Genomic DNA, 23,867 nt, shown 5'->3' on the forward strand with positions numbered 1-23,867 from the left:
GACCTTCAGCGCACCACGACGTCCAGCACGAACTCGTCGTACGCGGCCTCCTCCGGATACGGCGGCCGGACCTGCGCGAAGCGGATCCTGGCCCGGCCCGCCACCCGCCCCCGTACGACGTACACCCGCTCCACCGTCGCCCCCGGCAGCGGCGGCTCCGGCTCCCCCGGCAGCTCGACGGCGGCCGGCGGGGCCTGCGACACCGCGACGGCGTCCGCGTCGCCCGTCACCCGCAGGTCCAGACGTAGCCGCGCGCACCGCGCCCCGTGAGCCGCAGCTCGTACGGCTCGCCGGGCGCGAGCACCACCTCGCGCACCTCCACGGGGCTGCTCCTCTCCTGGGGCGGCGCGGGCCTAGGCCGGGCCGATCAGCGCCCCCTCGTGCCAGCCGTCGCCGTCGCGCCAGTAGTGCTGGAGCAGGCGGTCGGTGCGCAGGACGATCACCTCCAGGTTGAACCCGAAGCTGCCCTGCAGCATCCCGGTGACCGCCCGCACGTCGTGGCCGAACACCGCGGAGCGCTGCCAGGCGGCGCCGCCCGCGTTGCCGCGCCACCAGTGCTCGACGCGGCCGCCCCCGTCCGTCACGCACAGCTCGTAGTTCCCGGCGGTGTCCTCGTCGGCCGCCCCGTGCTGCGCCTCGATCAGGCAGGGCGCGGAGGTGATGCCGGAGCCGAAGACCTCCCCGGGCCGCCAGACGAACCCGTTCGGGTCGTCGCGCCACCACAGCTGCATCCGGCCGTCGGTGCGGGTGGCGACCAGGTCGAGGTGGCGGGCGCGGGTCTGGACCAGGGCCGGGCCGAAGTGGGCGATGCCGGAGCCGAAGCGGCCGCCGTCGTTCCAGGTCCAGGGGGCGCCGTTGATCCGCCACCAGTGGTTGAGGCGGCCGTCCGCGGTGCGGACGACCACCTCGAAGTTGCCGGGCGCCCCGTAGTCGCTCTGGATGAAGGCCGGGGTCGAGCCGACGGCCGCGTCACCGGGGCCGAAGGCGCCGCCGTCGCGCCAGGCGCCGGCAAAGTGCTCGTAGTACCAGTGGCGCAGCCGGCCGCCGGTGGTGACGTGCAGCGACTCCATGTTCCGGTTGTACGTGCTCCCCGTGAAGGCGGGCTGGCCCGAGGCGTCGGAGGCGAAGCTGCGGGCGCGGGTCCAGCCGAAGGGGGCCTCGCCCTCGCGCCACCAGTGCCGCAGGGTGCCGCCGCCGGCCTCGTCACCGGCGCCGGCGAGGGCCGCCATCTCGAAGTTCCGGTGCGCGCGGCCGTTGCCGCTCTCGTAGACGTTGCCGGTGTGCAGGCGGCGCTTGCTCCACGGGTCGATGTTGGTGTCCTGCAGCCCGCACTTCGCCCAGTCGTCGATGCGTGCCTCGCCGTACGCGATCCGGCCGTAGCCGCCCACGTGGTAGCCGGTCCCCCAGGAGTTCTTGAACAGCCAGCAGCCGGCCGCGTCGTCGTAGCCGGTGATCAGGACGCAGTGGCCGCCCGCCAGCCGGTCGCTGGTGCGGTGGTAGACGCCGGAGCCCAGGCCGAAGAAGTCCTCGTACACGTCGAAGCACGCGGTCAGCGGGCCCACCGTGTCCAGCCAGACCTTCTGCTGCTCCACGTCGCCGAGGCGGACGTGCCCGGTGATGCGCACGGTCCGCCCGGACCGGTCCCAGCTCGGGGTGTACTCCGCCCGCCAGGCCTCCCGGCGGTCGACCGGGGTTCCGGGCGGCGGCGGCGAGTACGGCCAGCAGCCCGGGTCCGCGAGTCCGCCGTTGGTCCGGATCCAGTCGAGGGCGGCCTCGGGGCTGCCCGTCTGCCCGCAGCGGGCCTTCAGCCCGTCGTGCACGTCCCCCTCGGACCGCTCGGCCCACACGTGGTGCTCGATCCGCGCCATCGACTCCACGAGGCCGGCCGCCCCGAACGCCCAGCAGGAACTGCACGGGTCCTGGTCCTTCACCTTCGTGAGCCAGGGCCACCCCCAGCGGCTGCGCCAGTCCACGGCGGAGGGCCGCGCGGACGCGGGCTCGGGAGCGTACGCGCCGGTGTCCGCCCCCTGAAGCAGTCCGTGCGCCCTCCTGCGCCGGGTGAGGTGCGGATTGCCGCTGACCCGGCCCACGAGCCTGCGCAGGTCCACCGGCGGCGCCTGGCCGGCGGGCGTCAGCTCCACCGCCGCGGCCGTGCTCTCCCCCAGACCCAGCGCGGGTCTCGGCACGGGATCCCCGTCGGCGAGGTGCTCGCTCACGGACCAGCGCGCCCTGCGCGCCGCGAGCAGCGCCCGCAGCTCCCCCGCCGTCTGGACACGCCCCTCCGACTGCTCCGGCATTCCGGCCCCCCAACGCACCGTACGGATCCGAGCCCCGGGAGCGTCCACCTGCCCGGAGTCCCCGTCAAGGGGGTCCGTACGGTCGCGCGGCGGCACACCGGTCGCACGCGGACGGCGCCTCCGGGAGGGGCGCGGTCACGCGGGCACGGGGCCGGATCTTTGGGCCGCCGGAAGTTTGAGAAGCGGGCGTTCATTCGTTCGAGTGGTGCCTCTGGAGTGATCGTCCGGGGTGATCACTCCGGGGAGAACATGTCCCCGGCACATCCCCGGCACAGCGCCGGCACCATCCACCGCAGACGAAGGGCGGGCACAGCCATGCCAGTTGACAGCACCCCGGAGCAGCCGTTCGCACCCAGCGCCGACGATCTCGCCCAGGCCGAGGCGATCAGCCGGGCGTTGACCGACCCGTCGCCGCGCTCCATCGGCGCCATGGACCGGTGGGGTCTGGCCGACACGTACGAGTCGTACGCGGAGGTCGCCACCTACAGGGAAGTCAAGATCACCCTGTCGGACGGGATCCAGCTCGACGCCGCTCTCAGCGTCCCGCGCAATCTCGCACCCGGACAGACCTGTCCCGCGATCGTCATGCCCGCCCCGCTGAGCGACCTCGGCCGACGGGCCTACCTCGGCATGCTCCCGCGCTTAGCCCTGGGCGGCTACGCCGTCCTGGCCTACAGCCAGCGCGGGCTCGCCGGCTCCCAGGGCAAGATCCAGGTCGCCGGGCCGCAGGACGTGGCCGACGCGACCGAGGTGATCAACTGGCTGGTCGCCCTGGAGGACGTCGACCCCGAGCGGATCGGCTTCTTCGGCGCCTCCTACGGGGCCGGGACGAGCCTCCTCGCCGCCGCGAACGACTCGCGCATCAAGGCCGTCGCGGCGACCAGCGCCTGGGGCGACCTGTTCGCCTCGCTGTACGAGAACGGCACCCGCCACCTGAAGGCCTTCGAGGAGCTGGTGCGACTGTTCAAGGAGGAGAACTGCTCGCAGGAGTTCCTCGGCATCATCCAGAAGATCCGGGGCGACGTCATCGACGACGAGGTCCGGGAGTTCGCCCGCGTACGGTCGCCCCGGCACCACCTGGAGGCGTACAACACCTCCCGGACGCCCATCCTGCTGACCACCTCCTGGCACGAGACGATCTTCTCGGTGCCCGCCGTCATCGACCTGTTCACCGGACTCGAGGGCGACAAGTCGCTGCTCGTCCAGGTCGGTGACCACGGCAACGCCGAACTCCCCGGCCTGACGGGCCTCTTCTCCAAGCCCACCGAGATGACCTACCGCTGGATGGACCACTACCTCGGGGGCACGGCCGGCGACGGCAATGAGCCGCGGTTCGGCATCCGCTCCGAATACATGCACAACCTCCTGTCCGACGTGCGCCACACCGACTGGGCGAGCTACGCACTGCCGCCCCGGCGCTTCCACCTCGCCGACGCGCCCGCCGGAGAGCGCGACGCGCGGATGGCCGAGGGCCCGGCGCAGCCGGGCTGGACCCGCGCCGTCAAGGTCGCCGACGAGGACACCGAGGCCGTCGTCGCCCCGAAGCTGATCCAGACCGGCCTGGCCGAGCGCATGGGCCGGCCCCACGTCTATGCGACCGCCGACATCGACCGCGGGCGCGCGGCGATCTGGACCACCGAGCCGCTGGAGCGGACGACGCAGCTCCGGGGCGACCTGGAGGCGCGGGTGACCGTGACCCCGCAGGACAAGAGCGCCACCATCGTGGCGTACCTGATGGACTGCGACGCGACCACGGGCAAGGCCGCCATCATCACCCACGCCCCGTACACCCTCACCAACGAGAAGGCGGGGCAGGCCACCACCGTGACCTTCGCCCTGCAACCCGCGCACTACGTCCTGCGCGAGGGCCGGCAGCTCCAGCTGATCATCGACACCCGGGACCCGTTCTTCTCCCACGCCAACAAGGCGCCGTCCGCGATCGAGTTCAGCTCGCCGAAGGGCTCCGAGTCGTACATCGACATCCCGCTCGACACGCAGGACTGACGGGCACACCGTCGAGGGCGGGGTACCGGGGAACCCCCCGGCGCCCCGCCCTCGCGCGTACCGGCCCCTACTCGACGGGGAGCGCCGGGGCCGGGACCGGCAGCTCGGGGGCCGGGACCGGGAGGCCGGGCAGCGGGGGCAGGCCCGGCAGGCCCAGACCGGTGAGCAGGGCTACGAGGGCTGCGACCAGGTCGGTGACGACGTCGGTGGCCTTGGCCTTGGCGTCGGTGGAGCAGCCGCAGGGGCCGGCGGCCTTGGTGAGGCCGTCGACGGAGGCCTTGAGCTTGTCGACGGCGCCGGTGGCCAGGTCGAGGGGGCCGATGACGGGCCTGGCCGCCTTGTGCGCGGCCACGGGGAGCGCCACCGGGAGCTTCGGGGCCGGGGCGGGGAGCGCGGGGGCGGGCAACGCCGGGGCTTCGACCGGGAGCTTCGGAGTCTCCACCGGGAGCGCCGGGGCGGGCAGCGCCGGGGCGGGGAGCGCCGGAGCGGGCAGCGCCGGGGCCTCGACCGGGAGCTTCGGGGTCTCCACCGGGAGCTTGGGGGCGTCCACCGGCGGGACCGGGGCCGGGAGGGCCGGGGTGGCGGGCAGGCTCTTCTTCAGGTCGGCGATCGCGGCGGCGATCTTCTCCTTGAAGGCGGCCAGGTCCGCGTCCGGGATCTTGCCGTCGGGGGACTTCAGGACGGCCGCCAGCAGATCGGTGACCGGTTTCAGCAGTCCGCCGACCCCTCCCAGGGACTGCACTTGGGCGAGCAGCGCCTCGGTTCCGGGGATGGCCTTCCCGGCGGGGACGGCCTTCCCGGCCGGGGCGGAGACGAAGGCCGCGGCGGCCTGCGGCTTCGCGGCTGCCGACGCCAGACCGGGGGACGCGGTCAGCAGGGTCAGGCAGAGGGCGGCGGGGACGGTGTAGCGCGTGATGCGGTGCAACGGAACTCTCCTGTCGAGGAGCCGCGGCATGGGACGTGCCGGGGCGGGACGCGAGTCGTGGTCGGGACATGGGACGTGTCCTTGACCCACTCACCGACACCCCGTCAGACCCCGCAACCCGAGCCCCCGCACCGCCGGGGCGGACACGCCGCGCAACCGGCCTACGTACGCCCGTGACCTGCGCGGACACCGTCACCCTCGGGCGATGCCCCGTCAGAAGGCCCTGCCGGCGGCGGGTCCCTCCCACCGCACCTCGCCGTCCTGCCACCGGTCGGTCGGTGCGAGTCCGAGCCCCTCGGCGACGGCGGCGGACGCCGCGTGGCCGGGGTGGATGTGCGCGACGAGCGTGCGCACCGCGGACGCGGCGAGCCGCTCCTTCATCGCCCGGGCCGCCTCGTGGGCGATGCCGCGCCGCTGCCAGGGCGTGCCGACGATCCAGGCGATCTCGGCGACGTCCCCGGTGACCGTGGCCTGGACCGTCCCGGTCAGGCGGTCCTCCTCGTCGAGCCGGATCACCCAGTTCCACCAGGTGACCGCGGGATCCGGGGAGCCGGCGGTCATCCGCTCGTAGCGGGCGCGCAGGGCCTCCGGCGCGGGCGGCTCACCGCCGGTGAAGGCGTACAGGGCCGGGTCGGACAGGACGGCGGCCATCTCGGCGGCGTGCTCGGGCCGCAGGGGCAGCAGCGTCAGGCGGCGGGTCGGGAGGGGGACGGTCGGGAGGGGGCCTGCGCCGTGGCCGGGTTCTTCGGAGGGGGTTGCTGTCACACCCTCACAGTAGGCCGGAGCACGGGCCCCAGCAGGGCCCGGGCAGGGCCGGAGCAGGCCCGCTGAGGTGGCCCGCGGGGGCCCCGGCAGCCCCCGCTAGGCTGCTCCCATGGATGGGTGGACGGCGCCGAGTTCCATCGAGCGCGAGCTGTACGAGGCCAAGGCGCGCGGGGACTGGCCGGGGTACCTCGACGTCCTCGCCCGGAGCGAGCTGTTCCTGGCGCAGTCCCGGGCGCAGGTCGAGGCCGAGCCCGCGCAGGCGCGCTTCCACCCCACCCCCGACCGGCGCTGCCTCGTCGTGCACACCCGCGGGATGCTGCCGGTCCCCGATCCGCACACCGTGTACCTGCCCCGGTCCCTCGCCTGGTTCGCGAACGCCTGGGACTCGGCCGACCCCCCGCACCTCGCCGTGAACCCCGGCTCCCCCGCCGAGGCCTACCTCACCACCACCCCCGCCGACCTCGTCCGCTGGCGGGCCCACTGGGACGCCGCCGCCCCCGTCTGGGGGCTCGCCCCCGGTGCCGTGCACGCCCTGCACGTCGGCGGACCGCTGCACGGGCCCGTCGCGCACGGGCTGGCGGTCGGAGCCCATCTCGCCGTGTCCAACGGCGAGTTCTGGAACGCGCTGGCCTATCACGGCCACGGCTACACCCGGGAGCGCGAACGGCTGCGCAAGGGCTGGGGCATCACCTCCGCCGCGGAATGGCACGACACGCTGCACCGTCTGCTCGCCACCGACATGGTCAGCCCGGTCTGGGAGTTCGCGCTGCGCGTGCGCCGCGTCCTCGCCTCCGACTTCGCCGGCCCCGTGGACGTGGAGCACTGGCGGCACGCCGCCGCCTCCGCCCTGCGCCGCAGCGCCGAACGGGCCGCCGAACCGCAGCTCACCCCCGACGGGGTCACCCTCGCGCAGCCCCGCCCCACCGCCGAGGTGGAGGGCGAAGTGACGGGCGTGCAGCGGCTGATCGGCCGGATCGCCCGCTACGAGCAGCGCTTCCGCGCCGACGGGCTACTCCCCGAGGACGGCTGGGTCCGCTCCGTGGAGGGCTGGGACCTGGGCCGGGCCTCCCAGATGGCCCGCTGGGGCCTCGGGACCCGCTACGGGACCCTGGCCGACGCCGAGAGCGCGGTCCTGCGCGCCGGGGAGGCGGCCAGGGACACGTACCGCTCGTGGGAGGAGTTCTCCGCCGGGTACGCCCTGGGGCGCTGCCTGCACTTCGACGAGGAGGAGTTCGGCGCGTGGTACACGGGCGTACTGGCCACCCACCTCACCCTGACCGCCGACCCGGCGAGCCCCTGGCGCAACATCCCCTGGCAGCAGCCGTGACGCGGGACGGGACCACGCGGCAGGGGATCACGACGGAGTCCCTGGACGGACCGGCCGCACTGCGGGCCGCGGATGCGTTCGGGCTCGTCTACGCCGAGGCCTTCGCGGAGCATCCGTACGGCGAGACCGAGGCACAAATCCTCTCCGTCCAGAGCCACTTCCCCACCCTGACGCGCAGGCCCGCCTTCCGCGCGGCCCTGGCCCGTACGGCGCGGAGCGAACCGGTCGGCATGGCGTACGGCTGGACGCTCCCGCCCGAAGCCGTGTGGTGGGACGAGCTCACCGAGCCGGTTCCGGCGGCCGTGCGCCGCGAGGACGGGCGGCGCACCTTCGGGCTCGTCGAGCTCGCCGTGCGCGGACCGTGGCGCGGGCAGGGCGTGGCGCGGGGTCTGCACACGGCGCTGCTCGACGGCATCACCACCGAGCGGGTCCTGCTGAACGTCCACCCGGAGGCCGGAGCGGCATCGGCCGCCTACCGGTCGTGGGGCTACCGCAAGATCGGCGAGGCACGGCCCCGGGGTGCGGACGCCGAGCTGCACGACGTGATGCTGCTCCGCCTGCGTTGAGCGTGGTGCGCGCGCCGCCCCGCTACCGGGTGGCGGCGGGTGTGCGGGCGCGGCCCTTCGGCAGGCGGGCGAGGGTGACGGCGCGCAGCAGCCATTCCACCGGGCCGTAGCGGTGGCGGGCCATCAGGTGCTTGCTGAGGGCGAGTTGGGCGGCGTACAGGACGAGCGCGCCGAGGGTGACGGCGGCCGCGCCGAGGCGGTCGTACAGGGCGAGGCCGTAGGCGGTGAAGACGAGGGCCATGACGAGGGACTGGCTCAGGTAGTTCGTCAGGGCCATCCGGCCGGCGGGGGCGAGCAGCAGCGCGGTGCGCGCGCCCCGGGCCGTCTTCGCGAAGAGGAGCAGGCCGCAGAGGTACGCGGCGGTGAGCGCGGGCGCGGTGACCATGCCCACGACCGGGCCCAGCAGGGTCCACCGGGGCCCGAGCACGCCGCTGCCGGCCAGGGCCATGAAGAGGCTGCCGGGCAGGCCCACCGCGGTGCCGATCAGGCAGATGCGGCGCATCCGGGCCGTATGGCGGCCCGTGTCGGCCAGGAGCCGGCGCTTGCCGCAGTACAGGCCGGTCAGGAAGGCCGCCAGGACGAAGCCGCCCATCAGCGGTACGGCGAGGAGCGTGTCGGGGAGCTGGCCGATGTTGGCCCGTACGACCGAGGCCGCGTCGCCGCGGTAGTCGGCGATCAGTCCGGCGAAGCCCGCGGTGAGTTCCTCGTCCATCCCGGCCGATTCGGCGTCCGACGCGAACAGGGAGGCCAGGCCGAGGAGGAGCAGGAGCCCGCTCGCGCAGCCGTACACGGTCCGGGCCGCGCGCAGGGCGGTCCGGGGCGAGCAGTTCCGGGCGGCGATCAGGACCAGGCCGAGCAGGGCGTAGGTCATGAGGATGTCGCCGGTGTAGAGGAGGACGGCGTGCAGGGCGCCCAGGAGGAACAGGCCGAGGGTGCGGCGGAGCATCCGGGGCACCGGGTTCGCGCCCTCGCGGGCGGCGGAGGCCTGCTGGAGGGTGAAGCTGTAGCCGAAGAGGAACGAGAACAGCAGGTAGAACTTGCCGACCGCGAAGACCTGCACGGCCCCCTCGACGGTCCGGTCGAGCGCCGAGGCGTCCGGGTCGACGGCGCCGCCGGGACCGTACGGGCTCGCCATCATCAGCGCGTTGACCAGCAGGATCCCCAGGAGGGCGAAGCCGCGCAGGGCGTCGACCTCCGGTATGCGCGCCGGCCGGTCCGGGCCCGCGACCTGCGCGACCTGCCTGTCCTGCCCGTCCCACGCGCCCGGCGCTGCCGGTCGTTCTGCGTCCGCGTGCTCTGCCGTTGCGGGCACGGTTTCCCCCCAGGTGGTCGTCGGTGCACGGAGCACCTTTCTCCTGGGGTGACCGTAGCCCGGCGGGTCGGGGCCGCGCGTCGCGCGCGACCCCGCGACCCGGCGCCGTCACAGGCTCAGGCTCAGGCGGCGGTCGCGATGCGCGCCGCGAGGTCCTTGCCCTTCGACTCCGCGTCCGCGAGCGCCTGCGCGTACGAGGCCTCCGCGAGCGGGATGAGTCCGGCCATCGCCGGGACCTGCGCGGCCAGCGTCAGCTCGGGGACGATGAAATCGACCTCGGCGCCGAACATCTCGGTCAGCACCCCGGCCAGGTAGTTCTGGACGTACTCCATGCCCTCGCGCGGGGTGCCCGGCGCGTAGGAGCCGCCGCGGCTGGCGACGACGGTGACCGGCAGGCCCTTGAGGGGGGACTCGGGGCCCGCGGTGCGGCCCATCACGATGACCTGGTCGAGCCAGGCCTTCAGGGTGGAGGGGATCGAGAAGTTGTACATCGGGGCGCCGATCAGCACGGCGTCCGCCTGCTCCAGCTCCGTCACCAGCTTCAGCCGCTCGGCGAAGGCCGCGGCCTGCTCGGGGGTGTGGGTGGAGGGGTCGGCGAAGGCCGCGGACCAGGCGGGGCCGCCGAGGTGCGGGACGGGATCGGCCGTCAGGTCGCGGTAGACGACGGTGCCCCCGGGGTGCTGCTCCTCCCAGGCCTTGCGGAAGGCGGCGGTCACCGCGCGCGAGGCGGAGCCGGCGGCGGGGTTCAGGGACGAGTCCAGGTGCAGAAGGGTGGCCATGGGAACCTCCAGTGAGTGCATTTTCGTACGTCACTATTATTAGCACAGTCACTTACTTTTTCTCACCCCCTAAGTCGCGGGTAGTACCCTGAAGCCATGGCGGACAAGGCGGAGCAAGCGGAGAAGGCGAAGCAGCACCAGGACACCGGGGCGTGTAGCCGGGTGAGCGACGGCATCACCCAGGTCTTCGGGCTGCTCGGAAAGCGCTGGACCGGGGTGATCCTGGCCTCGCTCATGGCGGGCCCGGTGCACTTCGCCGATCTGCGCAGGTCCATCGCCGGCATCAGCGAGCGCATGCTGTCCGACCGCCTGGTCGAGCTCGGGGCGGCCGGCCTCGTCCTGCGCGAGGTCGACGAGGGTCCGCCGCTGCGGGTGGCCTACCGGCTGACGGAACGGGGCGCCGCACTGAAGCCCGCGCTCACGGAGCTGGGCCAGTGGGCGGAGAAATGCCTGATCAAGGAAGAGGGAACCTGCTGACGGCGCGCCCCGCACCGGCCGACCTGCCCTAGTCGCGCCGCGTCCGCACCAAATCGAAGGCGGGCCGGCGGCCGCCCCAACTACCGTTCCCCACATGACTCCTGTGCTGAACGACACCGTACGCAAGCTCCTCGACGCCCCCCACCCGGCCGTGCTCGCCACCCTCAACCCCGATGGCAGCCCGCAGAGTTCGGTGGTCTGGGTGACCCGCGACGGGGACGAGATCCTGATCTCCACCGAGCGCGGCCGCGCCAAGGAGCGCAACATCGCGCGGGACGCCCGGGTCGGCCTCACCGTCTTCGACCTGGCCAACCCCTTCCTCTACGCCGAGATCCGCGGCACCGCCACCATCACCGAGGACACCGGCCGGGCCGTCGCCGTCCGCATCGCGGAGGAGTACCAGGGGCCGGGCGCGGGCGCGGACTACGCCAACGCCCCGGCCGAGAACGTCCGGGTCGTCCTGCGCCTCACCCCGGCCAAGGTCCTCGGCAACGCGGCCCGCTGAACCACCGGGCCGCTACGGAAGCCCCGGCCGCACCGCCGCCCAGGCGTCCACGGCCACCGCCAGGGGGTCGGTCGCCGCGAGGTACGGCCGGGCCGGTTCCGTACAGCGGATCAGGTTCTTGATGCGGCGCAGCCGGAGGATGTCGGGCCGCGGCAGGTCCCGCCAGACCCGGGCCTGCGCCGCCGCCCGGTCCGGGGTCAGCTCGAAGCGGGCCAGTACGTCCCGGCACAGCTCGGCGGGGTCGCGGTCGGGATCCCCGGCCTCGCCGGGCCCGAAGCACCGGAGCAAGTAGCTTCGTACGTAAGGCCGTTCCTCCGAACGCTCCGAGCGCTCGATGGCGGCCAGCGCGAGCCGGCCCCAGCGCAGCCGCATCCCGTCGGGCAGCTCCTCGCCCTGCATCCGGCTCGTCGCCAGGGACCGCAGCTGCTCCGGGTGCGGCTCCTCCAGCAGCGGCGGCCCGGTGGCCAGCCACAGCTCCAGATCGGCCAGCGCATGCCCGTCCGGCGGTACGTACGTCAGCACCTGCCCGCGGGCGAGCAGCGCGACCACGGGCCCCGTGAGGTGCACCTTCGCCACGTGCCCCGCGTCGAAGGAGCCGACCGTGCGCCCGTACCGCTCGATCCCCCGCAGCCTGGTCCGCAACTCCCCGGCCGCATACGCCTGCCCGGCCCGGGCCACACCGCCGATGCACCGCACCACGCACACCCCGCCCGTGACGTCGGCCGCCTCGACGGCACACACCTGCAACTCCGCGATGGACACCGTCCCACCCTTCTCCCGGCGGGGAGGCTACCCCCGGGACACGCCGAACGCGGCCACTTCCGGCACCGGCGGTCCGCCGGACGCCCGAAGCGACCGCGGGCGGACGTGAGGAGGGGGAGGCCCCGGCCCCCGGCCCCCTCCCGCTCAGGCCTCCTTGGCCGGTTCCAGGATCAGGCGGATCTCGGTGACCTCGTAGCCGGCGCGGGTGAAGGCGGCGGCCATCGGGGCGTTCACGGTGTCCGTGGTGGCGGTGATGCGCTCGGCGCCCTCGGCGGCGTGGAAGCGGGTGATCTCGGCGAGGATCTCGTCGATCAGGCCCTTGCCGCGCTGCTCGGGGACGACCCCGAGGTAGCCGACGTTGCGGTGGTACGGGGTCGCGGACGGGATGGCCAGGCCGGCGAGGGTGCCGTCGGGCAGGTGGGCCAGGCGCCACCAGGAGCGCTCGCCCGGGCAGTCGGTGTAGAACTCCATGTCGTCGCGCGCCAGTTCCTCGGCGTCGATCGTGCGGAGCTCGTTCTGGGTGTGCAGGTCCAGGCTGCCCTGCGACAGGCGGACGAAGGCGTCGAGGAACTCCTCGTCGGTGCCCTCCCGGAACTCCAGCCGGCCGGTGGGCTCCGCGGTGCCCGCGGCCGGGGTCCACTCGAAGCGCAGCCGCTCGATCTCCCGGACCAGGCCGGTGGAGGCCGCCGCCTTCCGGCGCCAGGCGACCGCGTCGGCCATGCCGTCGGCGGAGGTGCGCCAGTCGCGCGGGAGCGAGAGGTTGTACTCGGGAAGTACGCCGAAGGCCTCGTGCCCGGCGGCGAGCAGCCCGGCGGCCACGGCGGCCGGGTCCGGCGCTGAGCCGCGTACCTGGAGGCAGTCGAGCGCGTTCGGGCGCTCGCTGTCGGCGCGGCCCCACCACAGGGCACGGGCGAGCACCTCGCCGTTCTCGTCCTCGGCGATCCAGGTCCACTCGGGGCGCATCCGGCCCGCGGCGAGCTCTTCGCGGATCTTCTCGGGGGTGAAGGCGGGGACGGGGCCGTCGGCCGGGTAGGCGAGGGCGCGGTCCAGGACGGTGGGGTCTGCGGTCGCAGCGCGGAAGTACATGGGCCGATGATCACACTCGGCTGCGCTGCCCCCCAAGGGATTTCTGCACGTCAGAGGCAGTCCAGGACAGTCCTGGAACATGCCCGGGACATTCCGGGGAGCGGTTTTCGCACGCAAATCCGGCCTCCGGGTGAAAATCACCCGGAGGCCGGTTCGCAGGCCGTCAGGACCAGGTGATCAGACGGCGGGGGTGCTCCAGGACGGCGGCGATGTCCGCGAGGAAGCGGGAGCCGAGCTCGCCGTCGATGAGGCGGTGGTCGAAGGACAGCGCCAGGGTGGTGACCTGGCGGGCCTTGACCTTGCCCTTGTGGACCCACGGCTGGAGCTTGATCGCGCCGACCGCGAGGATCGCGGACTCGCCGGGGTTCAGGATGGGCGTGCCGGTGTCGACGCCGAAGACGCCGACGTTGGTGATGGTGAGGGTGCCGTTCTGCATGTCGGCCGGGGAGGTCTTGCCCTCGCGGGCCGTGGCGACCAGTCCGGACAGGGCCTGCGACAGCTCGCCGAGCGTCTTGGCGTGGGCGTCCTTGATGTTCGGGACGATCAGCCCGCGGGGGGTGGCCGCCGCGATGCCCAGGTTGACGTAGTGCTTGAGCACGATCTCCTGGGCCGCCTCGTCCCACGAGGCGTTGACCTCGGGATTGCGGCGGACCGCCACGAGGACGGCCTTGGCGATCAGGAGCAGCGGGTTGATCCGGAGCCCCGCGAGGTCCGGGTCCTCCTTGAGCTCCTGGACCAGCTTCATCGTGCGGGTCACGTCGAAGGTGATGAACTCGGTGACGTGCGGCGCGGTGAAGGCGGAGCCGACCATGGCCTGGGCGGTGACCTTGCGGACGCCCTTGACCGGGATCCGGGTCTCGCGGACGGAACCGGACGCCTCGGCCGGAGCACCGGCGGCAGCCGGAGCCTGGGCCTGCACGGGAGCCGTCTGCGGTGCCTGGGTCACCGGGACCGCCGCGGAGACGGCCTGCGGGGTGATGGCCGCCGCGGCCGCCGCGTGGACGTCCTCGCGGGTCACGACCCCGCCGTCGCCGGTGGGGACCACCGCGGCCAGGTCGATGCCGAGGTCCTTGGCGAGCTTGCGCACCGGCGGCTTCGCCAGCGCCTTGCCCGCACCGCCCTGGGCGGGGACCGCCACGGGGGCGGCCGGAGCGGCCGGAGCCGGGGCCGCCGGAGCCGGAGCGGCCGCGGCGTGGGCCGCGGCCGTGCCGTTCTGCGCGGCGACGGCGGTCTGGACGGGGTGCGGAGCCTTGCGCGGGCGGCGCTTCGTAGAGGCGGTGGAGACTCCGTAGCCGACCAGGACGGGCTGGCGGGCCGCCGGGGCGGCCTCCTCGGCGCTGCCGCCGGCGACCACCGAGCTCGCCGGGACGGCGGCGGCGGCCGGAGCACCGGCGGCGGCCGCAGCGGCCTCTCCCGCGTCGCCGCCCGAGGCGGTCTGCACGGAGATGATGACCTGGCCTACGTCGACCGTGACGCCCTCCTCGAAGAGGAGCGCGTGCACGACCCCGTCGAAGGGGATCGGCAGCTCGACGGCCGCCTTCGCCGTCTCCACCTCGCAGACGACCTGGCCGTCGGTGACGGTGTCACCCGGCTGGACGTACCACTTGAGGATTTCGGCCTCGGTGAGGCCCTCGCCCACATCGGGCATCTTGAATTCGCGGATCGTCATCGCAGGGCTCTCCTCAGTACGCCAGCGAGCGGTCGACTGCGTCGAGCACCCTGTCCAGGCCCGGCAGGTACTCGTCCTCCAGGCGGGCCGGCGGGTACGGCGCGTGGTAGCCGCCCACGCGCAGCACGGGCGCCTCCAGATGGTAGAAGCACCGCTCCGTGATGCGGGCGGCGATCTCCGAACCCACACCGAGGAACACCGGCGCCTCGTGGACCACCACGAGCCGGCGGGTCTTCTCCACCGACGCCTGGATCCCGTCGAAGTCGACCGGGGACATCGAGCGCAGGTCGACGACCTCCACCGACTTGCCCTCCTCGGCGGCGGCCGCCGCGGCCTCCAGGCAGACCTTCACCATGGGCCCGTAGGCCGCAAGGGTGATGTCGGTGCCGCTGCGGGCCACCCGCGAGCCGTGCAGCGCGTCGGGGATGGCCTCGGTGTCGACCTCGCCCTTGTCCCAGTAGCGGCGCTTCGGCTCGAAGAAGATCACCGGGTCGTCGCTGAGGATCGCCTGCTGGAGCATCCAGTAGGCGTCGCTCGCGTTGGACGGCGAGACCACCTTCAGGCCCGGGACGTGCGCGAACAGCGTCTCCGGGGACTCCGAGTGGTGCTCGACCGCGCCGATGCCGCCCGCGTAGGGGATGCGGATGACGACCGGCATCTTGATGGTGCCGAGCGAGCGCGCGTGCATCTTGGCGAGCTGCGTGACGATCTGGTCGTACGCGGGGAAGACGAACCCGTCGAACTGGATCTCCACGACGGGCCGGTACCCGCGCAGGGCCAGGCCGATCGCGGTGCCGACGATGCCGGACTCGGCGAGCGGGGTGTCGATGACCCGCTCCTCGCCGAAGTCCTTCTGCAGTCCGTCGGTGATGCGGAAGACGCCGCCGAGCTTGCCGACGTCCTCGCCCATGATCAGGACCTTGGGGTCCTCTTCCAGGGCCTTGCGCAGGGAGTCGTTGAGCGCCTTGGCGATGGTGAGCTTCTGTACGGCCATGACGGTCACTCCCCGCCTTCGAAGGACGCGAGGTAGGCGGCGAACTGCGCGCGCTCCTCGTCGACGAGCGCGTGCCCGTCCGCGTAGACGTTCTCGAAGATCGCCATGACGTCCGGGTCGGGCATCGAGCGCACGACCTCGCGCACCCGCTTGCCCAGCGCCTCGCTCTCCACCTCCAGCTGCTCGAAGTACGCCTCGTCGGCGCCCCCGCTGGCCAGCAGGTGGGCCTTCAGGCGCAGGATCGGGTCCTTGGCCTCCCAGGCCGCCGTCTCCTCGTCGCGCCGGTACTTCGTCGGGTCGTCGGAGGTGGTGTGCGCACCCATCCGGTACGTGAAGGCCTCCACCAGGGTGGGCCCCTCTCCCCGGCGGGCCCGCTCCAGTGCCCAGCGGGTCACCGCGAGGCAGGCCAGTACGTCGTTGCCGTCCACCCGGACGCCCGGGAAGCCGAAGCCCTGCGCGCGCTGGTAGAGCGGCACGCGCATCTGGCGCTCGGTGGGCTCGGAGATCGCCCACTGGTTGTTCTGGCAGAAGAACACCACGGGCGAGTTGTAGACCGCCGAGAAGGTGAAGGCCTCCGCCACGTCGCCCTGGCTGGACGCGCCGTCGCCGAAGTAGGCGATGACCGCCGAGTCGGCGCCGTCCTTGGCCACGCCCATCGCGTACCCGGTCGCGTGCAGCGTCTGGGAGCCGATGACGATCGTGTACAGGTGGAAGTTGTTGGTGGTCGGGTCCCAGCCACCGTGGTTCACACCGCGGAACATGCCGAGGAGGTTGGTCGGATCCACCCCGCGGCACCAGGCCACACCGTGCTCGCGGTAGGTCGGGAAGACGTAGTCGTCGTCGCGCAGGGCCCGGCCGGAGCCGATCTGGGCGGCCTCCTGGCCGAGCAGCGAGGCCCACAGGCCCAGCTCGCCCTGGCGCTGGAGGGCGGTCGCCTCGCCGTCGAAGCGGCGGGTCATGACCATGTCGCGGTACAGACCGCGCAGGTCATCGGTGGTGATGTCGGCGACGAAGGGCGCGAATTCCGCGATGTCGGGATGGTCCGCGACCTCGACCCGCTCCCCTTCGGGCGTCAGCAGCTGTACGAGCTGGGGCTCGGCGTCATGCGTCTTCGCGGTGGCAGCGGCGGGCTTGGCGGCGCTTGCCGCGCCGGCCGGCCGCTTGGTGCCGCTGCGGCGCGGCTTGCGCGCGGCAGTGCTCTCCACGGTCACGATTGCTCCTCCGTCGGTCCGGCACCCGGGTTCTCCGGGGACCAGTGCGGCTCACCTGGATCTCTGCCCGCGCACGGGGTGGGTGCGCTTCGGGTCTGGGATTCAGGCGTGACAGGTGCCCCGGCGAGTGCCCTGCGCAATGCACGTTACCCAGTGCGTCGCATAACTGCGAAACCCCGTTTGACCTGCGATTTTGCTTGGATTTCCAAGTAAATCCGCGGAACCGGGAACAACCACTGGTCACAGCCTTGCAGGGGGCCGGAACAACGGCACGTTATCCCGGCCGTCCCCGGCAGGGAAGGGGTGAGTGTGTGAAACTGAGTTCGTGCGCGAAAACGGAAAAATCAAGGTATTCCTCCTGGATGACCACGAAGTGGTGCGCAGGGGTGTTCACGAGCTGTTGTCGATGGAATCGGACATCGAGGTCGTGGGTGAGGCCGGGACGGCCGCCGACGCGCTGGTCCGCATTCCCGCCACCCGCCCCGACGTGGCCGTCCTCGACGTCCGGCTGCCCGACGGCAGCGGCGTGGAGGTGTGCCGCGAGGTGCGCTCCCAGAACGAGGACATCAAGTGCCTGATGCTCACCTCGTTCGCCGACGACGAAGCGCTGTTCGACGCGATCATGGCCGGCGCCTCGGGCTACGTGCTCAAGGCGATCCGCGGGAACGAGCTGCTCAACGCGGTGCGTGACGTGGCGGCCGGCAAGTCCCTGCTGGACCCCGTGGCCACCGCCCGGGTGCTGGAGCGGCTGCGCGACGGCAAGAACGGCAAGGGCGACGACCGGCTCTCCAACCTCACCGAGCAGGAGCGCAAGATCCTCGACCTGATCGGCGAGGGCCTGACGAACCGCGTGATCGGCGAGCGCCTGCACCTGGCCGAGAAGACCATCAAGAACTACGTATCCAGCCTGCTCTCGAAGCTCGGCATGGAGCGCCGCTCCCAGGCCGCCGCGTACGTGGCCCGCCTGCAGGCCGAGAAGCGGAACTGAATCCGCCGTCCAGCGGTTCGTAACGCGGTGTGACGCCCCGTGGTGGCACGATTCCACGGGGCGCACTGTTTAATACGGGACCAACGTCCTTCATGTGCGGGGCGGGCTCCTCTTTTCACACACGGTGTCGGTACCCGACAGTGGATGACATGTCCCCAGAGGAACTCCACGCCATCGAACTGCTGCGCCGCGTGCCGTACGGCCGAGCCGCCACCAGCATGCGCGCGCTGCCCTTCCTCGCCGTCGCGCGCCACATCGTGGTGAACGGCAAGGTCGTCCTGAGAATGCACGCCGGCTTCGGCTACCACCACGCCTGCAACGGCAGCGTGGTCTCGTACGGCGCCGACAACTTCAATTCGGACGAGTCCCAGCTGTGGTCGGTGCAGTTCACCGGCACCGCGAACCTCGTCGAACCGACCACCGCCGAACTGGAACTGTTCGGACCCGGTCCGCACTTCGTGGACGGCGCGGTCTTCGACCCCGTCTACATGCGGATCGAGCCGCACCTCGTCACCGTCCACACCTTCGCGGGCAATCTGGACCGGCAGTACCAGCACGCGCTCTGAGCCCTCCGAGCCCCCGAGCACACCGAGCAGTCCGTTTCGGGACCTTGGTCCCGTGCGGCACGGCCACGGAGAACGGCCCGGCACTCCCCTCACCGAGGGGAGTGCCGGGCCGTTCTCCGTGACGCAGGGCTACTGTCCGTCGTCTACTGGCCGTCGTCCCCGATGCCGTTGCCCTCGGGCGACTTCGAGGCGGTCGGCGTCGGCGTCTTCGACGGGCTCGGCGTGGGCGTCGGCGTCGGCGTGGGCGTCGGGGTCGGCGTCGGGGTCGGCGTCGGGCTGGGCGTGTACGAGTAGCTCGGCGACGAGGACTTGCTGCGGCTCGCGGACGGCGAGTACGAGTACGTGCTCTCCGGCGCCGACTTGGACTCCGAGTTCTCCGGCGAGGGGCTGTCCGGCGTCGTACCGGACGGGGAGGACGCGGAGCTCGCCGGCGGGGTCGGGCCCCCCGTGCCGGGATCCTTCTTGCCGCCGAAGCCGTTGACCGCGTACGCCACGCCGCCCGCGACCGCGAGGACGGCGAGCACCGCGAACAGCCACAGCTTCCAGCCGCCGCCCCGGGAGGGACGCTCGTTGTACCCGTCGTAGCCGCCGGTCCCGCCGTGGCCGTTGCCGCCCCCGCCGGAGTAGGCGGAGCCGTCGTCCGGGTTCAGCGGCGGCACCATCGGCTGCTGGAACTGCGAGGTGTTGGAGTGCGCGCCGTACTGCGGCTGGCCCTGGCCGGGCGTCGCCATCGCGGTGGTCTGCGCCGGGCCGCGCCCGTGCGGCAGGGCCATGGTGACGGGACCGGTGTTCCAGGTGCCGGTGTTGGCCCCCTGGTCGTGCAGCATCTGCAGGGCGTACTGGACCAGCCCGCGCATCTCCTCTGCGCTCTGGAACCGGTCGTCCGGGTCCTTCGCGAGGGAGCGCATGACGAGCCCGTCGAGCTCCTGCGGGATGTGGCCGCCCTCGGGCAGCTGCGAGGGCGGGATCGGCGCGTCCTGGACGTGCTGGTAGACCACCGAGAGCGGGGTCTCCCCGGTGAACGGGGGCCGCAGCGAGAGCAGTTCGTAGAGCAGGCAGCCCGTCGCGTACAGATCGGAGCGGTGGTCCACGGCCTTGCCGAGGGCCTGTTCGGGCGAAAGGTACTGCGGCGTGCCCATGACCATGCCGGTCTGGGTCATCGTCGACTGCGCGCCGTGCAGGGCGCGCGCGATGCCGAAGTCCATCACCTTGACCGCGCCGGTGTCCGTGATGATCACGTTGGCGGGCTTGATGTCACGGTGCACGATGCCGTGCTGGTGCGAGTACGCGAGCGCTTCGAGCACGCCGGAGGTGATGATCAGCGCCTGGTCGGGGCCCGGGGCCTCGGCGCTGATCAGCAGGTCGCGGATGGTGCGGCCCTCGACCAGTTCCATGACGATGTAGGGGACGACGTTCGGGCCGACCCGGTCCTCGCCCGAGTCGTACACGGCGACCACGGCATGGTGGTTGAGGCCGGCGACCGACTGCGCCTCGCGCGTGAAGCGGGCCTTGGACACCGGGTCCTCGGCCAGGTCCGGGCGCAGCAGCTTGACGGCGACGGTCCGGCCCAGCCGGACGTCCTCCGCGGCGAAGACCTCGGCCATGCCGCCCCGGCCCAGACGGTGGGTCAGCCGGTAACGGCCGTCGCCCACCAGGCCGCCCGCGCCCCAGTGCTCAGGACCCTCTGCCATCCCGGCGCCGCTTCCCTCGGGTTCGGGTGCCATCAGTCCTCACCGTCGTCTGTCTCGGCCGCCGCTCAGCGGTAGGTCCTCATCGTGTGCTCCGACGAACGCTACAGCCTCGCAACCGGTCACCGTTCGGACAAGGACCCCCCGTGCGCCGCCTGTGGACCCCCTGTGGCCTTGTGGTCACGGAACGGGAACCTGGCTTGACGTGTGCTTGCCCTCCGGCAGACTGAGGCCGACATGCGCTCAGCCAGGGGCGTGGGGACCATCCCGAGGGGAAGCAACAGTCATGAGCCAGGACGGCACTCCGGGCCAGTACGCGGGCGGCTCTCTGGCCGGTGGCCGTTACCAGCTGAGGGATTTGCTCGGTGAGGGAGGCATGGCCTCCGTCTACCTCGCCTACGACTCGGCGCTGGACCGCCAGGTCGCCATCAAGACCCTGCACAGCGAGCTCGGACGCGAACAGTCCTTCCGCGAACGCTTCCGGCGCGAGGCCCAGGCTGTAGCGAAACTGTCGCACACGAACATCGTCTCGGTCTTCGACACCGGTGAGGGCGTCGTCTCCTTCGCGAACCGCTCGACGGCGGACGGCGCGGTCATGCCGTACATCGTCATGGAGTACGTCGAGGGGCAGCCGCTCGGCTCAGTCCTGGACGGCGACATCAGGCAGTACGGGGCCATGCCGGCCGACAAGGCGCTGAAGGTGACGGCCGACGTCCTGGCGGCTCTGGAGAGCAGCCACGAAATGGGGCTGGTCCACCGCGACATCAAGCCGGGCAACGTCATGATGACGCGGCGCGGAGTGGTCAAGGTCATGGACTTCGGCATCGCGCGGGCCATGCAGTCGGGGGTCACCTCGATGACGCAGACCGGCATGGTCGTCGGCACCCCGCAGTACCTCTCCCCCGAGCAGGCGCTCGGGCGGGCCGTGGACGCCCGCTCCGACCTGTACTCGGTGGGCATCATGCTCTTCGAGCTGCTGACCGGCCGGGTCCCCTTCGTGGCCGACTCGGCCCTGGGCATGGCGTACGCGCACGTGCAGGAGGAGCCGGTCGCGCCCTCCTCCATCAACCGCTCGGTCACCCCGGCGATGGACGCACTGGTGGCCCGGGCCCTGAAGAAGAACCCAAACGAGCGTTTCCCCACCGCCGCCGCCATGCTCGACGAGGTCGCGCGGGTCGCGGGCTCCGGGCACACCGGAGCCCCGGTCATCGTCCCGGGCTCGCACCCGACGAACAGCGGCGCCGGGCTCGGCTCGGCCGTGTTCCCCCCGGTGGACTCCGCCCTGCAGGCACCGCCGCACTCGGTGCAGCAGCCATACCAGCCGCCGCACACCCCGGCGCCGTCCCCGTACGCGCCGACCCCGCAGCCGGCGCCGCAGTCCGGGGCGTACGGGTACCCGCAGCAGCACCAGCCGCTGCACCAGCAGGCGCACCAGCAGGCGCCGTACTCGACCGCCACCCCGCCGCCGTACACGCTCTCCCCGCAGGGCGGGCAGGGCGGGCAGGGCGGCCAGGGCGCGGCCGCGGGCGGAGGCGGCAAGAAGAAGAACAACCAGATCGTGGTCGGAGCCATCGTCGTGGCGCTGGTGGCCATCGGCGGGCTGATCGCCGTCCTGAACATGGGCGGCGACAAGGACAAGGACAAGGCGGGGCCGACCAACCCCGGCTCCTCCACTTCGGCGTCCTCCCCGGCGAGCGCCGGGCACAAGGGCCCGGACCTCTCGCGGACGATCGAGGAGTCCAAGTGCAAGGAGCCCCGGAAGGGCACCGACGCCACCAAGGTGGTGGCACCGGACTTCCGGTACATGAACGAGGTCTCGGTGAAGTCGTGCATCCGGGCCGGCGGCTGGAAGTACGACCCGAAGCCGAGGGACGAGGCGGTCTACGGCGAGGGGACCATCGTGGAACAGCAGCCCGCGGGCGGCGCCGAGATCGACCCGAAGAACACCACCTTCACCCTGTGGATCTCGACCGGCGACCCGGAGTAGGCACGGAGGGCGATCCGGCGCGCGACCCGGCGGAGGCCCTGGGGGCGGCCCCTCCGGGTCACGCCCCGGAAGGGTGAAGCGCGGTTCGCCCGCCGGGCGCCGGTACTGATACATACGCGCAGGTCACACCCGCCGCACTCCGGGAGTCCTGTTGCACCACCGCGCACGCATCCTCGTACGCCTCCTCACCGCCGGCGCCGCGGCGCTGGCGGTGAGCGCGCTCGCCGTCTCCCCCGCCTCGGCCGCCGGGGCCTCGTCCAGCTGCGAGACCACCGGCGCGTACGGCAGCGCCGACTGGACCTGGTTGAACGGCTCCACGATCGTCGAGGTCAAGCTCACGTCCGTGGACACCTCGGACGACGCCCGCGTCGCGGGGATCCGGCTCTACTCGCTGGACCACCACGGCGGCTCGCACGACTGGCCCTGGCGGTTCAACAAGCGCGGGGCCGGCAAGAGCCAGACCTGGGAGACCACCCTCCAGGACAAGCGCGGGATCGACCGCGTCGGCGTGGAGGCCGCGGCGTTCAACGACGCCGGCTACCGGAGCATGTGCGGTTCCGCTTCCGTGAAGAACCCGGCCTTCTAGGCGGACCGGCATCCCGAACGGCCTGTACGGGATGCCGGTTATGTCCGGTTATGTAAATCTGAGTCCGTGACCTACGCCCGCGCGCTGCGCTGGACCGCCGGGGCAGCGATGGCAACCGCCGCGCTGCTGGCCACGGCGCCCGCCCAGGCCACGGCCGCAGCCTGGGCACCGACATCCCCCTTCGGCGTTTTCGCCCCCTCCTCCACCCTCGCCTCCACCCCCTCCTCCGCTCTGGCCTCCACGCGCGCCGCCGTGCCGTCCGGCGAGCCCGCGCCCGCGACCGACGTGGCGGACCGGGCCTTCGAGGACCTCGCCGGCAGCCCCGCCGGAGCCGGGCGCGAGCGGCCCGGACGGCCGGTGGGCGAGCCCGCCAATCCCGAGACCGTGCTCGCCGCCCGCCCCGTCCCGGCACACCCGCGCACCGAGCCGGTCCCGCCGGTCCCCGCGACCCCCTCGGCCCCCTCGGTCCCTCCGGTGGACCCGATGGTGGGCGCGCTCGGCAACGAGCCGAACGAGCGGGCCGCCGACCTGGCCGCGCACATACTGCCGCTCGGAACGGGATTCACCCTGATGGGACTGGGTCTCGGGTTCATGGGAATGCGGCTGCGCCGGGGCGCGTAGCCCCCGGGTCCCCCTTGGGACGTAGGCCTCAGGGTGGCTGCGGCGAGGTACATACTCGGTATACATACTGAGTATGTCGATCCGCCACGGCCTTCTCGCCCTGCTGGAGCGGGGCCCCAGGTACGGCTCTCAGCTCCGCACCGAATTCGAGTCCCGCACCGGTTCCACCTGGCCCCTCAACGTCGGGCAGGTGTACACCACGCTCGCCCGTCTGGAACGCGACGGCCTCGTCGCCCCCGGCGGCGCGGACCCGGCCGGGCACACCCTGTACGCCATCACCGAGACCGGACGCGACGAACTGCACGCCTGGTACGAGCGTCCCGTCGACCGGGCCAATCCGCCCCGGGACGAACTCGCCATCAAGCTCGCCATGGCCGTCGGCGCCCCCGGCGTGGACATCCGCGCCGTCATCCAGTCCCAGCGGCACGCCACGGTCCAGGCCATGCAGGACTACACCCGGCTCAAGGCCCAGGCGCTCGCCGCCATCGAGAGCGGCCGCTCCGGCGAACGCGACGACATCGCCTGGCTGCTGGTCCTGGAACAGCTCATCTTCCAGACCGAGGCCGAAGCCCGCTGGCTCGACCACTGCGAGTCCCGGCTCGTACGGCTGTCCGCGCGCGGGGAGCGCGCACCGGCCGAGGCCGAACCGCCCGAGGCCGCCGGGACACCCGACGTCCCGGCCGCACCCACGACCACCGACCGGTCTCTTGCCCGTACCGCCCGCACGCGGCGGGTCTGAAACCACCGCAACA

23 protein-coding genes are annotated in these 23,867 nt (G+C 72.7%); 11 read left to right on the forward strand and 12 right to left on the reverse strand.

From position 1 onward, the window contains the following. Positions 1-5 precede the first annotated feature (5 nt). Both ACIA8F_RS00250 and ACIA8F_RS00255 read right to left on the reverse strand, forming a co-directional pair. Positions 6-230, reverse strand: coding sequence for a hypothetical protein (locus tag ACIA8F_RS00250; protein ID WP_399375907.1), 225 nt, complete (start codon positions 228-230; stop codon positions 6-8). A 123-nt stretch (positions 231-353) separates the two neighbouring features. Then, positions 354-2,297: a C1 family peptidase gene (locus tag ACIA8F_RS00255; RefSeq protein WP_399375908.1), complete on the reverse strand. Its 1,944-nt coding sequence runs from the start codon at positions 2,295-2,297 to the stop codon at positions 354-356. A 315-nt stretch (positions 2,298-2,612) separates the two neighbouring features. On the opposite strand from ACIA8F_RS00255, the gene ACIA8F_RS00260 reads away from it, so the two are divergent. Then, the gene (locus ACIA8F_RS00260; RefSeq protein ID WP_399375910.1) at positions 2,613-4,301 is read left to right on the forward strand and encodes an alpha/beta fold hydrolase; all 1,689 of its coding nucleotides are present in this window, start codon (positions 2,613-2,615) and stop codon (positions 4,299-4,301) included. 67 nt (positions 4,302-4,368) lie between these two features. Here the strand turns inward: ACIA8F_RS00260 and ACIA8F_RS00265 are convergent, their stop codons facing one another. Both ACIA8F_RS00265 and ACIA8F_RS00270 read right to left on the reverse strand, forming a co-directional pair. Next, the gene (locus ACIA8F_RS00265) at positions 4,369-5,226 is read right to left on the reverse strand and encodes a hypothetical protein (RefSeq protein WP_399375912.1); all 858 of its coding nucleotides are present in this window, start codon (positions 5,224-5,226) and stop codon (positions 4,369-4,371) included. 213 nt (positions 5,227-5,439) lie between these two features. Continuing rightward, on the reverse strand, positions 5,440-5,991 hold the full coding sequence (locus tag ACIA8F_RS00270) for a GNAT family N-acetyltransferase (RefSeq protein ID WP_399375913.1): 552 nt from the start codon (positions 5,989-5,991) through the stop codon (positions 5,440-5,442). A gap of 109 nt (positions 5,992-6,100) precedes the next feature. On the opposite strand from ACIA8F_RS00270, the gene ACIA8F_RS00275 reads away from it, so the two are divergent. Further along, positions 6,101-7,318 (forward strand): DUF1266 domain-containing protein, encoded by a 1,218-nt coding sequence (locus ACIA8F_RS00275; protein WP_399375914.1) that lies wholly within the window; start codon positions 6,101-6,103, stop codon positions 7,316-7,318. Further along, positions 7,315-7,884, forward strand: a complete 570-nt coding sequence (locus ACIA8F_RS00280; RefSeq protein WP_399375915.1) for a GNAT family N-acetyltransferase — start codon at positions 7,315-7,317, stop codon at positions 7,882-7,884. The genes ACIA8F_RS00275 and ACIA8F_RS00280 overlap by 4 nt, the downstream gene beginning before the upstream one ends. Before the next feature lie 22 nt (positions 7,885-7,906). Here the strand turns inward: ACIA8F_RS00280 and ACIA8F_RS00285 are convergent, their stop codons facing one another. Then, positions 7,907-9,196 carry a DUF418 domain-containing protein gene (locus ACIA8F_RS00285; protein ID WP_399375916.1) on the reverse strand — a complete coding sequence of 430 codons (1,290 nt, stop codon included), beginning with the start codon at positions 9,194-9,196 and terminating at the stop codon, positions 7,907-7,909. Positions 9,197-9,318: 122 nt separating this feature from the next. Beyond that, the gene (locus ACIA8F_RS00290; protein WP_399375917.1) at positions 9,319-9,975 is read right to left on the reverse strand and encodes an FMN-dependent NADH-azoreductase; all 657 of its coding nucleotides are present in this window, start codon (positions 9,973-9,975) and stop codon (positions 9,319-9,321) included. Between the two features lie 96 nt (positions 9,976-10,071). Here ACIA8F_RS00290 and ACIA8F_RS00295 point away from each other — a divergent pair, with 96 nt between their 5' ends. After that, complete coding sequence (locus ACIA8F_RS00295; protein ID WP_383945457.1) at positions 10,072-10,452, forward strand: winged helix-turn-helix transcriptional regulator; 381 nt, start codon at positions 10,072-10,074, stop codon at positions 10,450-10,452. 94 nt (positions 10,453-10,546) lie between these two features. Continuing rightward, positions 10,547-10,957, forward strand: coding sequence for a PPOX class F420-dependent oxidoreductase (locus ACIA8F_RS00300; RefSeq protein ID WP_399375918.1), 411 nt, complete (start codon positions 10,547-10,549; stop codon positions 10,955-10,957). Positions 10,958-10,969: 12 nt separating this feature from the next. On the opposite strand, the gene ACIA8F_RS00305 is transcribed toward ACIA8F_RS00300, so the two are convergent. From ACIA8F_RS00305 to pdhA, 5 genes are all read right to left on the reverse strand, one after another. Continuing rightward, on the reverse strand, positions 10,970-11,719 hold the full coding sequence (locus tag ACIA8F_RS00305) for a hypothetical protein (RefSeq protein ID WP_399375919.1): 750 nt from the start codon (positions 11,717-11,719) through the stop codon (positions 10,970-10,972). Positions 11,720-11,863: 144 nt separating this feature from the next. After that, complete coding sequence (locus ACIA8F_RS00310; protein WP_399375920.1) at positions 11,864-12,805, reverse strand: GNAT family N-acetyltransferase; 942 nt, start codon at positions 12,803-12,805, stop codon at positions 11,864-11,866. Between the two features lie 163 nt (positions 12,806-12,968). Beyond that, the gene (locus ACIA8F_RS00315; RefSeq protein WP_399375921.1) at positions 12,969-14,474 is read right to left on the reverse strand and encodes a dihydrolipoamide acetyltransferase family protein; all 1,506 of its coding nucleotides are present in this window, start codon (positions 14,472-14,474) and stop codon (positions 12,969-12,971) included. Positions 14,475-14,487: 13 nt separating this feature from the next. Then, positions 14,488-15,468 (reverse strand): alpha-ketoacid dehydrogenase subunit beta, encoded by a 981-nt coding sequence (locus tag ACIA8F_RS00320; protein ID WP_399375922.1) that lies wholly within the window; start codon positions 15,466-15,468, stop codon positions 14,488-14,490. 5 nt (positions 15,469-15,473) lie between these two features. Then, positions 15,474-16,679 (reverse strand): pyruvate dehydrogenase (acetyl-transferring) E1 component subunit alpha, encoded by a 1,206-nt coding sequence (pdhA, locus tag ACIA8F_RS00325; protein ID WP_399375923.1) that lies wholly within the window; start codon positions 16,677-16,679, stop codon positions 15,474-15,476. Positions 16,680-17,004: 325 nt separating this feature from the next. Here pdhA and ACIA8F_RS00330 point away from each other — a divergent pair, with 325 nt between their 5' ends. Both ACIA8F_RS00330 and ACIA8F_RS00335 read left to right on the forward strand, forming a co-directional pair. Beyond that, the gene (locus ACIA8F_RS00330; protein WP_250738766.1) at positions 17,005-17,667 is read left to right on the forward strand and encodes a response regulator transcription factor; all 663 of its coding nucleotides are present in this window, start codon (positions 17,005-17,007) and stop codon (positions 17,665-17,667) included. Between the two features lie 149 nt (positions 17,668-17,816). Further along, on the forward strand, positions 17,817-18,233 hold the full coding sequence (locus ACIA8F_RS00335; RefSeq protein WP_399375924.1) for a pyridoxamine 5'-phosphate oxidase family protein: 417 nt from the start codon (positions 17,817-17,819) through the stop codon (positions 18,231-18,233). 143 nt (positions 18,234-18,376) lie between these two features. Here ACIA8F_RS00335 and ACIA8F_RS00340 read toward each other — a convergent pair whose 3' ends face one another. Beyond that, positions 18,377-19,957 carry a protein kinase gene (locus ACIA8F_RS00340; protein ID WP_399375925.1) on the reverse strand — a complete coding sequence of 527 codons (1,581 nt, stop codon included), beginning with the start codon at positions 19,955-19,957 and terminating at the stop codon, positions 18,377-18,379. Positions 19,958-20,207: 250 nt separating this feature from the next. Between ACIA8F_RS00340 and ACIA8F_RS00345 the strand changes: the two genes are divergently transcribed. From ACIA8F_RS00345 to ACIA8F_RS00360, 4 genes are all read left to right on the forward strand, one after another. After that, positions 20,208-21,908, forward strand: coding sequence for a protein kinase (locus ACIA8F_RS00345; RefSeq protein ID WP_399375926.1), 1,701 nt, complete (start codon positions 20,208-20,210; stop codon positions 21,906-21,908). 151 nt (positions 21,909-22,059) lie between these two features. Continuing rightward, complete coding sequence (locus ACIA8F_RS00350) at positions 22,060-22,494, forward strand: hypothetical protein (RefSeq protein ID WP_399375927.1); 435 nt, start codon at positions 22,060-22,062, stop codon at positions 22,492-22,494. 66 nt (positions 22,495-22,560) lie between these two features. Further along, positions 22,561-23,115, forward strand: a complete 555-nt coding sequence (locus ACIA8F_RS00355; protein ID WP_399375929.1) for a hypothetical protein — start codon at positions 22,561-22,563, stop codon at positions 23,113-23,115. A 73-nt stretch (positions 23,116-23,188) separates the two neighbouring features. Further along, complete coding sequence (locus ACIA8F_RS00360; RefSeq protein ID WP_399375930.1) at positions 23,189-23,854, forward strand: PadR family transcriptional regulator; 666 nt, start codon at positions 23,189-23,191, stop codon at positions 23,852-23,854. Positions 23,855-23,867 lie beyond the last annotated feature (13 nt).

The sequence above is a fragment of the Streptomyces sp. NPDC051563 genome, assembly GCF_044454225.1.
In the GTDB taxonomy this organism is placed as follows: Bacteria; Actinomycetota; Actinomycetes; order Streptomycetales; family Streptomycetaceae; genus Streptomyces.

Coding starts and splice junctions, on each gene's coding strand:
- ACIA8F_RS00310 (WP_399375920.1), bottom strand. CDS start 12,805: ATGTACTTCCGCGCTGCGACCGCAGACCCCACCGTCCTGGACCGCGCC.
- ACIA8F_RS00295 (WP_383945457.1), top strand. CDS start 10,072: ATGGCGGACAAGGCGGAGCAAGCGGAGAAGGCGAAGCAGCACCAGGAC.
- ACIA8F_RS00260 (WP_399375910.1), top strand. CDS start 2,613: ATGCCAGTTGACAGCACCCCGGAGCAGCCGTTCGCACCCAGCGCCGAC.
- ACIA8F_RS00320 (WP_399375922.1), bottom strand. CDS start 15,468: ATGGCCGTACAGAAGCTCACCATCGCCAAGGCGCTCAACGACTCCCTG.
- ACIA8F_RS00255 (WP_399375908.1), bottom strand. CDS start 2,297: ATGCCGGAGCAGTCGGAGGGGCGTGTCCAGACGGCGGGGGAGCTGCGG.
- ACIA8F_RS00360 (WP_399375930.1), top strand. CDS start 23,189: ATGTCGATCCGCCACGGCCTTCTCGCCCTGCTGGAGCGGGGCCCCAGG.
- ACIA8F_RS00315 (WP_399375921.1), bottom strand. CDS start 14,474: ATGACGATCCGCGAATTCAAGATGCCCGATGTGGGCGAGGGCCTCACC.
- ACIA8F_RS00275 (WP_399375914.1), top strand. CDS start 6,101: ATGGATGGGTGGACGGCGCCGAGTTCCATCGAGCGCGAGCTGTACGAG.
- ACIA8F_RS00335 (WP_399375924.1), top strand. CDS start 17,817: ATGTCCCCAGAGGAACTCCACGCCATCGAACTGCTGCGCCGCGTGCCG.
- ACIA8F_RS00290 (WP_399375917.1), bottom strand. CDS start 9,975: ATGGCCACCCTTCTGCACCTGGACTCGTCCCTGAACCCCGCCGCCGGC.
- ACIA8F_RS00345 (WP_399375926.1), top strand. CDS start 20,208: ATGAGCCAGGACGGCACTCCGGGCCAGTACGCGGGCGGCTCTCTGGCC.
- ACIA8F_RS00300 (WP_399375918.1), top strand. CDS start 10,547: ATGACTCCTGTGCTGAACGACACCGTACGCAAGCTCCTCGACGCCCCC.
- ACIA8F_RS00340 (WP_399375925.1), bottom strand. CDS start 19,957: ATGGCACCCGAACCCGAGGGAAGCGGCGCCGGGATGGCAGAGGGTCCT.